Origin of the sequence: Thauera carbonicopians (assembly GCF_025699485.1) — a bacterium.
Taxonomy (GTDB): domain Bacteria; phylum Pseudomonadota; class Gammaproteobacteria; order Burkholderiales; family Rhodocyclaceae; genus Thauera.
Genome location: NZ_JANUXN010000021.1, coordinates 1 through 11,328 on the forward strand (window position 1 = coordinate 1; position 11,328 = coordinate 11,328).

The following is an 11,328-nucleotide window of genomic DNA, read 5'->3' on the forward strand; positions in this document are numbered from 1 at the left end:
GGTGTATAACAGGTTAAAATACAGGTACGGTGCAGCAATCAAGCGGTGCCGGTCATAAGGAAAATCATCATGGCTTCACCTGAACAATGCGCGATCGATGCACCCGAGACGGACGCCCAGGCGCAGGCGCCGGATTACCTCGGGACGGCCACCTACAGCCCGGAAGACAACAAACTTCGGTTCTACCCGTTCGCGCGACTGTCCAAGGAGGATTATCAGCGCGCCAAGGACGCGGGGTTTTCGTGGGCACCCCGCCAGGAGCTTTTCGTGGCCCCGATGTGGACGCCGGCCCGCGAAAACCTGATGCTGAAATGGTGCGGCGAGGTGGACGACGAAGACCGCACGCTCATGGAGCGCGCCGAGGACCGGGCCGACCGCTTCGACGGCTACAGCGAGCGCCGCAGCCAGGAGGCCGACGCGGTGCGCGCCAAGGTCAAGAGCATTTCGGATGGCATCCCCTTTGGCCAGCCGATCCTCGTCGGGCACCACAGCGAGCGCAGGGCGCGCAAGGATGCGCAGCGCATCGGTGACGGCATCCGAAAGGCGGTGAAGCTGTGGGACACGAGCGAATACTGGGAGCGCCGGGCCGCAGCGGCGAAGCAGCACGCGCAGTACAAGGAGCGCCCGGACGTGCGGCATCGCCGCATCAAGGGCATCGAGGCCGACCTGCGCAAGGCCAGGAAGAACGAGGCCGAGGCGCAGGAACTGGGCCAGCTGTGGGCCGCCGAAGGTCTCGACCTTGAAAGAGCGAAGACGCTGGCCGACCGCGGTTATTTCTCGGTGAAGGAACGCGGGGAGCAATGGGGCACCTCAGCCTATACCCTGTTGACGCGCTCCGAAAACCCGTGGAACGTGGAGGACGTGGCCGCCGCGGCGATCCGGCTCTACGCCCGAGGCCTGGAGCATTCCCGGCGCTGGATCGCCCATTACGAAAACCGCCTCGCCTACGAGCGCGCCATGCTCGCCGAGGATGGCGGCATCGCGGCCGATCAGTTCGACATTCAGCCGGGCGGACAGGTGCAGGTGCGCGGCGAATGGCTGAACGTGGTCCGCGTCAACCGCAAGGAGGGCCGCATCGTCAGCGTGACGACGGATTGCCGCTTTGTCCGAGTGAAGGGCATCGAGGAGGTGCGCGACTACAAGGCGCCGAGCGCGGAGCGGGCCGCCGCCGTGCGGGCCATCACGAAGAAACCGCCATTGGCCAACTACCCGCATCCCGGCGCCGTGGAGATGACCCAGGCCGAATGGAAGCGCACCCATGCCGACTACAAGGGCACGCGCGAGGCCGGCCAGGGCGCGCGGCAGGCCGGATTCTTCAGGCCCGAACTGCAAGACCGGACCGAATCGAAGGAGCATGGACGCCATCGCGTGCGCACGGTGGTGCGCGGCGGCTCCCTGGTGTCCGTATTCCTCACAGATGCCAAGATCGTGCAGCCGCCCCAGGCCGCAGAGACCCAGGAGGCGGCAGGATGAACACGCTTCAGGCCTTGAAGCGCATCCACGCGGGCGAGCAGCAAGGCGAAAGCCTTGTGGATGCGCCCATGCTGGATGCCGCCGCGCAGGTCGCCACCGGTGCCGGCGCCCTGGTCGAACTGATCGACGCGGCAGGGGACGCGCACGCGATCCTGACCAACGTTCTTGCCCACCAGGGCGGGACGATGACGGCAGCAGATCGGCGCAGCCGGGGTGAACTGGCACAGCGGCTGCATTCCATTCTGGACGCCCTGCATGGCGTGCAGGGTTGCGGGGGTGGACGATGAACGGCACGGACCGCCCACGCATGGCGGCGACCTATGCACCCGGCACGGTGCGCGCTCGCCGGTGGCACGGCGAGGGCGATGTGCGCGGCTACCGTCCGCCCCCGGGCTGGTCGGCCTGCGCCGACCTCACCGACATCCACCCCATCACGGGCCGCGCCTTGCCGCGTTCCACGTGGTGGCTCATCGAGACGAAGGAATAGCCGCTACCGGCACCACACCCAGGCCGCCCAGGCCTGGGGAATGCGGCTGGCGTGCCGCGCTGCGCGCCGAGAACCTGGCCAGCGGCGCCACAGGCGCCGGACACCCACAAGACGAGCGCGTTTCTCGATGAGAAACGCGGGCGAATGCTGCGCCCAGGACATGCGCCTGCAGGTGATCCGGCGGGCATCTTGTTCATCAGGGCGCGAGGCAGGTTGTGTGCCAGCCAAGGCCGCGCCACGCGCTCGGGCGGCGGTGGCGTGCGACGGCTTCGGGAGCCCTCAGCGACGACCAACGAGGCCGCGCCCTGGGCCAGCTTGGGGCGCGAATGGGCGCTGCGCCCTGGGCGCTGGGCACGTGCGCGATTGACCGGTGACATGGGCTTCGCCCATACCCAATACCGTTACACACTGGCACATTAAAAGGTGCATTATCAGGTGTATAACAGGTTAAAATACAGGCATGTTAAGACAGCATGCAGAGGCAAGATTATGGCCAAACTGACGAAAGCCCAGCGCAAGGCGCATGCCGAGGCCTGCAAGATTCTGCAGAAGGATGCGCTGTCCATCGACGAGAAAATCTTCGTGCTGGAGAACTGGCACGAAGGCGCGGAGCACATGAACGGCGCGATCGGCGCGCACTTCACGCCGAGCGGACTGGCCCGCGACTTCGCCATCGATGCGGGCGGCGGGCGGCGCGTGATCGATCTGTGCGCGGGCATCGGCGGCCTGGGCTTCTGGCTGGACCTCGATGGCCGTGCGGGGGAGATGGTTTGCGTGGAGGTGAACCCGGCCTATGTCGAAGTCGGACGCAAGATCCTGCCGCAGGCGCAATGGATCTGCGGCGACGTGTTCGCGCTGCCTGATCTTGGATGGTTCGACCTCGCCATATCAAACCCGCCATTCGGGCGCAGTGCCGCGCGCTCGGCCCGGCAGGGCGCGCGCTACACCGGCGCGAGCTTTGAATATCACGTGATGGACATGGCCGCCGACATGGCCGGGCGGGGCGCTTTCATCGTTCCCCAGAGCAGCGCACCCTTTCGCCTCAGCGGCGCGCCGCACTACACCGTCACGCGAAGCGATGCCATCAGCGAGTTGTACGAGCAGACCGGCATTGAAATGGCCGCCGGCTGCGGGGTGGATACCAGTTTCTACCGCAACGACTGGCACGACGTGGCGCCACTGTGTGAAGTGGTGCTGTGCGAGTTTGAAGAAGCCCAGGCCTACCGCGAAGCGCATCCGCCGAAGTCCACGACCGCGCGGGCCGTGCGGAGCCAGCACGCGGCGGCACACGATGACGGGCGACAGGCGGCGCTCTTTGCGTGATCGCCAGGGAACGAGCCGCAAGCCATGAGGTTCCACCGTTTCGAGGCCTACCGGCCCTATGAAGTGACGCCGCGCAAGCTGTCGGCCCTGGCGCGCCGCCAGCGCGCCGAGCGCGAGGCGCTGCCCTTGTTCGCCGAGCAGATCGCGGCCGAACAGCCCAGCGCGGCAGAGGTGATGGCCCAGCGCAGCACGCAATGGACGCGCGCGTTCCGGCGCGACAGGGATCGCGCGGCCGAGCAGTGGCGGAGAGGGCGGCGCGAGCTTCGGGCACTGCCCGAAGCGCAGCGCGCATGGTTCCTGCAGTACTGGCAGCAGGAATGGCGCGGCCCTTTGACCGCGCACTATCTGCTGATGCTGCTGAACATGGCGCGCACCGGGCGGCTGCAGGACGAGCAGTAAGGCAGGCGCGCCCTGGCCGGCGGGCGGCCGGCGCGGTGGCGGCCGCTTGCGCTGGCCGTCACCGCGCGCCGCGTCCTGCGGCCGCGGCGACGAACTGACGGGCGCTTGCGCGGCCCGCCAGTCCGCTACTGCGAGCCAGCCGCCTGGATCGCGCGCTTGGCGCCTGCATCGAGCGCGGGCCACGCTTTCAGCGTGGCAGTGCCGACCTGCACGGCGGTGCGCTGCTGCACCAGGCGCGTAGTGGCGTAGGCTGCCCATCCCGAGACGCAGATCAACACCACGACGAGCAGCACGGCCAGGCCGCCGAAACGCCTGCCCGCCCTGGGCGGCGGGCCGCCCGGGCGCCGGGCGGCGCCGACAGCACCCGCCTCGATGCGGGCGGCGGCATTCTCCAGCCGCTGCGCGGCCGCCACCATGCCGCGGCCGGCTTCGCCGGCCTTGGCCAGGTCGGCGCGCACGCCCTGCACCAGGCCGCCCAGCTGCTCCAGATCCGCATCCAGCTCGGTGTGGCACAGGCGCTGCGTGTCCTGCAACTCGCCGTGTTCCCGCTGCGCCCGCTCCAGCCGCTCCAGCAGGTCGGCGAAGTCGGCCATCAAGACCTTGACGGCCGCGTCGCGGGCGGTGGTCGGCGCGTTCATTTCTTGCCGATGCCGATGATCTTCCAGACTTCGGCCAGATTCTCCTGCGCGGTTTGCGCCAGGTCCTTGTTCATCTGGCCGTCCACCGCCTCTTCCATGCCCGAAAGATCGCCCGCTGCGCGGGCCTCGGTGCGCTTCGCGCGCCAATCGGTCTTGTCCTCGGCCAGTTCGCGGATGGTCTTGCCCGAACCCTTCACGCGGTCGTACAGCTCGTTGCTGACGACCACGGCCTCGGGCTTGTAGGCGGCCCGGTTGCCGGTGGATTCGAGGTAGCCGTAGATCTGGCTGTAGGCGTCGACCAGGGACACGCCATCATTGGCGAACTGGTTGAAGACGACCCGAATGCGCTTGGGGTCAAACCCGCGCTCGGCGAGCCATTCCAGCGTGGAGATCGTGTCGCGCTGCTGCTTTTCCTGGGGCACCACGGGCACGACGATCAAATCGATCTCGTGAACGGCGCTTTTGAATTTCTTCATTTCCGCCATGAACCGGGTGACGTTGGACGCGCCCACATCGAGAATCACGTCGCCTTCGGCCATCATCAGCTCACGGAATATTTCTCGAAAGCTGGAGGCCTCGATTTCCTCGACTTCGATGCCTTGAATCGTATCGGCGTCGGAGGAATTGACCGACTCGACAGAAATGATTTTGGCGCCAGGCCGCATTGCTGCGAAAAGATGAACGGCCAGTGTGCTCTTGCCGACGTTACCGGACAGATTGATGAGTGCAATGTTCATGGTTTGTTCTTGCGTTTGATAAGTTTGCTGAAATCCTGGCGGCTGACAGCGCGTGCGCGGCGTAATTCATCAGACGCCGAGGTGAAACCGGGTTTTGCCGTTGCATCCGATTCGGACATTTTCAATTCGACGGGTCTTTTCTCCAGCTTTCCGAAAATCAGTGGCGACAGGCCCCCAGGCGCTGGTTGCGAAACTGGAGGTCTGGCCGCCAGGCGCGCGTGATGCTTGCGCATCTCGCGCGCGTACAGGTTCTCGTAGTAGGCGGGCGTCAGATCCAGACCACCGGAGGTGATCGCCACGTGGATCTGGGCATGGGAGAACCCATCCTGTCTAGCCGCATTGATCTGGTGCAGCGCCTTGGCCAGGATCGCGGCCTTCTTCTTCAGGCCCAGTTCGACGGCTCCGGCCACAGCTGCGCGGACACGGCCGAGGGCCGAGGTGGATTCGCCTGTATCGATCACTTTTGCTCTGGAAATGCTAAGAAAACGCTCTGATTGTAGTCCATGAGTTAGAGTCCAGTCCTGAAAAGTGCTCTGGAAATGCTCGGAATATGCTCTGGAAGACTGGGCGTGCCCCCCTTCGGGGGTCGTTCCCTTGCAGGTTTCGCTATCGCTCATCGCCTTCGGCGACCGCTGCGCGGCCTTCCAGGCAACTCACGCGGGGGAGGGCGAAGGGGGTGCTCCAAACGACCGGCAGTGAGGTGCTGGAGGCCGCTGCTGGGGCGTTCCAGGGCCACGCCCCAGACCCCTGGCCCACATGAGCGAGATCGACCGGCGCGCCTGAGCCGCCTGTGCACAAGCCAGGGCTCCGCATGGATATATATGCACAAGCCTGCCCAGCGACGCCCTACGGCGTCGCTGGGCCCCGGCTTGCGCACATACCCACGCTGCGCACCTGCCTTGCACACAGGGGGACGCCTACGGCCTGACGCGCTTCGCTTGCCACAGCCCGCACCAATGAAGGTGCGGGCTGGAACAGCCGGTGCCCCTGAACTGGCCTCGGTGCCTGATCTAAGCGTCGCAGAGGAAACCGAGCGCGCCAGACGAGCCTGGCACTCGACCTGGCCCGCACTTTTCGCGCCCTTGCTGCATTCCCCGGCGCTTCGCGCTGCCCTCAGACGCCCGCGACCCGGCGATGCCGGGTCGCAACCCTGGCGCGCCAGGGTTCTACACACCATACGCACCACAGGTGCCAGGTGTAAAGCGTTGTCGTGATTGGATATGTTGGGTATACTGGAGGCGTGGTTAGGTGTACTAACAGCGCATGAGTCTATATTTCATGCGGTTTTCCAGGTATACCGATAAAAAGGAAGGTGCATGTCCCGACTCGTTCAGTTCAAGCTCTCGGCGCAGGATTCAGAGAGGGCGTTCGAGGCCCTGGAGCGTTCCCCGGCGCGGAACCTCAACATGCTGGCCAAGGAGGTCTTCCTGCAGTTCCTGGCCAATCAGGATGGCCAAGCCGGGCACTTGTCTGGCATCGCCCAGCAGCTCGAAGAGATCAGGGCGCAGCAGCAGGAAATCGTCGACATGCAGCGCGCAGCCGATCCCGACACGCAGCTCAGCATGGTGGCCGCGCTCTTCCTTCTGATGTACCGATCGGTCAATGTGAATGCCCGTGCCGAACTGGATGAGATATTCAATTCCGATGCCGTCATCAACTACCTGAAACAGGAAGGTTGATATGGCACGGGCGAATAGAACTCCAGACGACGCCCTGCGAGGATGGCTGGTGGTTACCACCTTGCTTCTGGTTTTGGCAGGGTGGATAGCCGGTTTTCTGCTGTACTACCGGGTTCCCAAGTCCATGATCATCAAGGGCGTCTGGTTTGGAATCCTGGCCACGCCCTCCAATCCGGTTTTATGGGTCGGGCCGTTCATAGGACTAATGCTGGGGGTGGCCTTGTTCATCTACGGGGCCATTCGATGGACGACGAAATTCGGCGGCGCAGAATATATGCGCCATTTGCGCGGTCCGCGCATGGAAAACCAGTACGCGCTGCGCTCAAGGACCAAAAGCGGAAGCGGGCAATTGAGGTTCATGGACACGCCGGTGCCGCGGGACGTGGAGAGCACGCATTTTCTGGCGGGCGGCTCCACCGGAACGGGTAAAAGCCAGTGCATTGCCGAGTACATCGAAAGCGAGCAGGAGCGCGGCGAACGAACCATTTGCATCGACCCGGACGGCGGTTTCATGCGGCACTTCTTCCGGCCCGGCGACGTGATCCTCAACCCCTTCGACGCGCGCGGGCAGGGCTGGTCGGTGTTCAACGAGATCCGCTCATCTTTCGATTGCGAGCAGTACGCCATCAGCATGATCCCGCGCAGCCCATCGACGGAGCAGGAATCATGGAACTCCATGGCCCGGACCATCGTTTCCGAAACGCTGCATGTGCTCATCCGGAACAACGAGCTTTCCACCGACAGGCTGGTGCATTGGCTGACTTCTGCGAGCAACCGCGACCTGCAGACGCTGCTGGCCGGCACGCCGGCGGAGGGCTGCTTCCACGGCGCCGAGGAAACCCTGGCGTCCATCCGCGTGGTGCTGACGCAGTACGTGACACCCCACAAATACCTGGCCTCGGGCAGCTTCTCCTTCCGGGACTTCATCGAGAACAGCGAGGGCAACGTTTGGGTGACCTGGCGGCAGGACCAGCTGCAGGCACTCAAGCCGCTGATTTCCTGCTGGACGGACGTGATCTGCGCGGCCGTGCTGTCCATGAGCGACGACCGTGACCGCGGCCTGCACCTGATCCTGGACGAACTGGACTCGCTGGAGAAGCTGAACTACCTTGTGGACGCGGCCACGAAGGGGCGCAAGAAAGGGCTGCGCATCCTGGCCGGCATCCAGAGCCTGGCGCAGCTGCGGCGAACCTATGGCGACGACGACGCCCTCACGCTGCGCAATTCGCTGCGGTCGGTTGCCCTGTTCGGTGTCGCCGAGATGGACACCTACACGGCGGAGGAATTCAGCCGCGGCCTGGGCGAACAGACGGTGATTCGGCGCAACGACAGCGTTTCGGTCGGCGGCCGAGGCGGCTCGCGCGGCACCACCGGCACCAGGCAAGACACCGAGCGTGTCGTGTCGCCTGCAGAGATCCACCTTCTGCCCAACCTGACCGGCTATCTCAAGTTCGCCGGCAACTACCCCATCGCCCGCGTCAAGCTGCAGTACAAGGCCCGGCCCGACGTGATCGACCCCATGGTGATGGCCGAGCAGTACAGCAAGCCCATCCGCGGTTCCGCCGGCATCTTCGCCGGCGCATGAGGAGCGTCCCATGCTGAGCTTCCAAGCCGTCACTTCCAGCAAGCAGGCTGCGCACTATTTCGAGTCGGCAGACGACTACTACGAAAAAGAGGGCCACCGTGGCGAATGGCTCGGCAAGGGAGCCGAGGAGCTTGGGCTCACGCAGCAGCTGCAGGTGGATCGAGAGAGCTTCAAGGACATTCTGGACGGCAAGCTGCCCAACGGCGTGCGCGTGCGCTTCTCCGACCTGCGCTCGGATGACCGCAAGGGCATGGACTACACGTTTTCCGCGCCCAAGAGCGTCAGCCTACAGGCGCTGATCGCTGGCGATGCCGGCGTCACGGCTGCGCACGATCGGGCCGTCAAGCGCGCCGTGCAGCAACTGGAGAAGCTGGCCCACGCGCGCATCAAGGAGCAGGGGCAGAGCTACCGCGTGCGCACCGGCGTGATCGTCGCGGCTGCGTTCCGGCACGAGTTGTCGCGCGCCCAGGACCCGCAGCTGCACACCCACGTGATCGTCGCCAACCTCACCAAGCGCCCGGACGGCCAATGGCGCGCGATGAGCAACGAGGACATCCAGCACAGCATCAAGGCCCTGGGCGCCTACTACCGCACGGCGCTGGCCGAGGAACTGCGGGCGAGCGGCTATGGGCTGAGGGAGACGCAGAAAGGCTACTGGGAACTGGCCCACATTTCCGACGAGTTGATCCAGCACTACAGCACCCGGGCCCGGCAGATCGAGGAGGCCTTCGAGGCTCGCGGCGTGAACCGCGACACGGCCAACACCGCACTGGCACAGTCCGTGACCTTGATGACGCGCGACAAGAAGTCGGAAGTGGATCGCACCTTGCTGCGCGAGGAGTGGATCGAGAGCGCACGAGCAGCAGGCCTCAGCATGGATGCGCTGCTGGCCGCCAAGGAAAACAGCACGGCGCCGGACGTGGCCCGCCTGCGTGCCGACCCGGCGATGAAGGAGGGGGCGGCCGCGGCCCTGAACTTCGCAGTCGAGCACCTGAGCGAGCGTCAAGGGCTATTCACGCGCAAAGAACTGGTTGAACTGTCCATGTCCAAGGCTGCGACCACATCCACCATCAGCGCCGTCATGGCCGAGGTGGAAGCGGCCGAGAACGACGGCCGCCTGGTGCGCGAGTTGCCGCTGTACCAGACGGCACGCTCGCTCAACCAGGCCAAGAAGAACGAGGACGACAAGCAGGCCTCGCATTTCATGGACGTGCCCGAGACCGCCAAGCTCACGCGCACGACATGGATCGGGGCCACGATGCACGCGCGCGGGCTGAATGAGGAACAGGCCACCATCGAGGTGGACCGTGCCATCCAGAAAGGGGCGCTGGTGCTGGCCGAAGCGCGTTATACGACGCCGCAGGCCCAGGCCATCGAGCGCAGCATCCTTGCCATCGAGCGCGACGGGCGCGGCGCCCTGCAGCCGATCCTGAGCGACGAGGGCCTGGCGGCGCGGCTGGCCGCGAGCGACCTGAACCAGGGCCAGCGCGAGGCGGTGGAAATGATCCTCGGCACCACGAACCGCTTCGTGGCGGTGCAGGGCTATGCCGGCACCGGCAAAAGCCATATGCTGGAGCGCACCATCAACGAAATCACCCAAGACGCGACCCAGCAATCCCTGGCCGCCGGATTCGACGTGGTGGGCCTGGCGCCCTACGGCACCCAGGTGGCGGCCCTGCGCGAACTAGGCGTGGAGTCCAACACGCTGGCCAGCTTCCTGGCCAGCCGGAAGGCGCAGGCGGCCTTGAGCGAGAAATCGGTCGTGCTCTTGGACGAGGCCGGCGTCGTGCCCGCTCATCAGCTGGCCCAGGCGATGCGGATCGTGGAGAAGGCCGGCGCGCGCATGGTCATGCTGGGCGACCGCAAGCAGACGGGCGCGGTGGAGGCCGGCAAGCCCTTTGCGCAGCTGCAGGACGCCGGCATGCTGCAGGCTCAGCTGCGAGAAATCCAGCGGCAGCGCAATCCGGAAATCAAGGCCGCCGTGCTCAATGCCGCGAACGACCAGACCAACAAGGCCGTCACGCGGCTGCTGGGCAGCATCCGCGAGGTGCCGGAAGAGCAGGATCGCTATCAGGCCATTGCCTCCGACTTCACCGCGCTGTCCCCCCAGGAACGCGAGGCGACCCTGATCGTGGCCGGCACCAACGAGGCGCGCCACAGCATCAACGAGATGGTGCGCAAACGCATGCGCCTGGAGGGAGGCCTCAAGTACACCGTGCTGGAGAACGTGGACGCCACGCGCGCCCAACTCAAGCAGCCGGCCACCTACGCCCCGGATCTGGTGGTGAGCTATCACCGCGAGGGGCAGAACATCCAGCGCGGCGTGGACTACGCAGTGGTGGGCGTGGAAGGCGATCAAGTGGTGCTGCGCGGCAGCGACGGCCAGAACGTCACGGTCAAGCCCGCCCAGCACTTCTCGGCCACGCTGCACAAGAAGTACGACATCGAGATCGCGCCCGGCGATCTGCTCAAGATCACCAAGAGCGACAAGCAGCTCGGCCTGCTCAACGGCGACCGGGTGCGGGTGCAGGCTGTGAGCGCCGAGGCCGTTACCGTCAAGACGGAGCGCGGCACCATCGTGGCCATCCCGGCGCAGCGTCCCATGAACCTGCAGCACGGCTACGCCACCACGATCCATTCCTCTCAGGGCCTGACTTCCAACCGCGTGCTGATCGAGGCCAACACACGCTCGCTAACCACCAACCGGGCCGCGTTCTACGTGGCCATCTCGCGGCCACGCTACGAACTGAAGCTCTACACGGACCGGGCCGCCGAGTTGCGCGGCGCCGTGGCGCGGGTGCCGAAGAAGTTCGCGGCGCTGGAGTTGAGAACGGCGCACAGCGAGGCGCATATCGCCGAGCAGAAACATCGCCAGATCTCTATTAGTCGCTTGAGAAACTTGTCGAATGATTTGCAACGGCGTAACCCTAATCCACAGCCGGCGCAAGCAAATCGCAGCGTGGCTTTAGGAAGAACACTAAGATGAGGTAGCGGTGATCCAGCGCGG

Annotated in this window: 11 protein-coding genes; 8 read left to right on the forward strand and 3 right to left on the reverse strand. The window is 65.4% G+C overall.

From position 1 onward, the window contains the following. Positions 1-69: 69 nt before the first annotated feature. The 5 genes from NX068_RS18430 to NX068_RS18450 all read left to right on the forward strand — a co-directional run bounded on the left by NX068_RS18430 (position 70) and on the right by NX068_RS18450 (position 3,682). Positions 70-1,473, forward strand: a complete 1,404-nt coding sequence (locus NX068_RS18430; RefSeq protein ID WP_231698574.1) for a DUF3560 domain-containing protein — start codon at positions 70-72, stop codon at positions 1,471-1,473. Next, positions 1,470-1,760, forward strand: a complete 291-nt coding sequence (locus tag NX068_RS18435) for a hypothetical protein (protein WP_231698573.1) — start codon at positions 1,470-1,472, stop codon at positions 1,758-1,760. The genes NX068_RS18430 and NX068_RS18435 overlap by 4 nt, the downstream gene beginning before the upstream one ends. Positions 1,761-1,780: 20 nt before the next feature. Beyond that, the gene (locus tag NX068_RS18440; protein WP_442806763.1) at positions 1,781-1,960 is read left to right on the forward strand and encodes a hypothetical protein; all 180 of its coding nucleotides are present in this window, start codon (positions 1,781-1,783) and stop codon (positions 1,958-1,960) included. A gap of 489 nt (positions 1,961-2,449) precedes the next feature. Next, positions 2,450-3,283 carry a methyltransferase gene (locus NX068_RS18445; RefSeq protein ID WP_231698570.1) on the forward strand — a complete coding sequence of 278 codons (834 nt, stop codon included), beginning with the start codon at positions 2,450-2,452 and terminating at the stop codon, positions 3,281-3,283. A 24-nt stretch (positions 3,284-3,307) separates the two neighbouring features. Beyond that, positions 3,308-3,682: a hypothetical protein gene (locus tag NX068_RS18450; protein ID WP_231698569.1), complete on the forward strand. Its 375-nt coding sequence runs from the start codon at positions 3,308-3,310 to the stop codon at positions 3,680-3,682. Positions 3,683-3,807: 125 nt separating this feature from the next. Here the strand turns inward: NX068_RS18450 and NX068_RS18455 are convergent, their stop codons facing one another. From NX068_RS18455 to NX068_RS18465, 3 genes are read right to left on the reverse strand one after another with little or no spacing between them, the layout of a single operon-like run. After that, on the reverse strand, positions 3,808-4,320 hold the full coding sequence (locus NX068_RS18455) for a hypothetical protein (protein ID WP_231698568.1): 513 nt from the start codon (positions 4,318-4,320) through the stop codon (positions 3,808-3,810). Then, positions 4,317-5,057, reverse strand: coding sequence for a StbB family protein (gene stbB, locus NX068_RS18460; RefSeq protein WP_231698567.1), 741 nt, complete (start codon positions 5,055-5,057; stop codon positions 4,317-4,319). Before stbB ends, NX068_RS18455 begins: the two co-directional genes overlap by 4 nt. Then, the gene (locus NX068_RS18465; RefSeq protein ID WP_231698566.1) at positions 5,054-5,674 is read right to left on the reverse strand and encodes a hypothetical protein; all 621 of its coding nucleotides are present in this window, start codon (positions 5,672-5,674) and stop codon (positions 5,054-5,056) included. The genes stbB and NX068_RS18465 overlap by 4 nt, the downstream gene beginning before the upstream one ends. Positions 5,675-6,373: 699 nt before the next feature. On the opposite strand from NX068_RS18465, the gene NX068_RS18470 reads away from it, so the two are divergent. From NX068_RS18470 to mobF, 3 genes are read left to right on the forward strand one after another with little or no spacing between them, the layout of a single operon-like run. Then, positions 6,374-6,736 carry a hypothetical protein gene (locus NX068_RS18470; RefSeq protein ID WP_231698565.1) on the forward strand — a complete coding sequence of 121 codons (363 nt, stop codon included), beginning with the start codon at positions 6,374-6,376 and terminating at the stop codon, positions 6,734-6,736. A gap of 49 nt (positions 6,737-6,785) precedes the next feature. After that, a complete protein-coding gene (locus NX068_RS18475; RefSeq protein WP_263462729.1) occupies positions 6,786-8,321 on the forward strand; it encodes a type IV secretion system DNA-binding domain-containing protein in 1,536 nt (511 codons plus the stop codon). A 10-nt stretch (positions 8,322-8,331) separates the two neighbouring features. Further along, positions 8,332-11,307, forward strand: coding sequence for a MobF family relaxase (mobF, locus tag NX068_RS18480; RefSeq protein WP_231698563.1), 2,976 nt, complete (start codon positions 8,332-8,334; stop codon positions 11,305-11,307). The last annotated feature ends 21 nt before the right edge of the window (positions 11,308-11,328 follow it).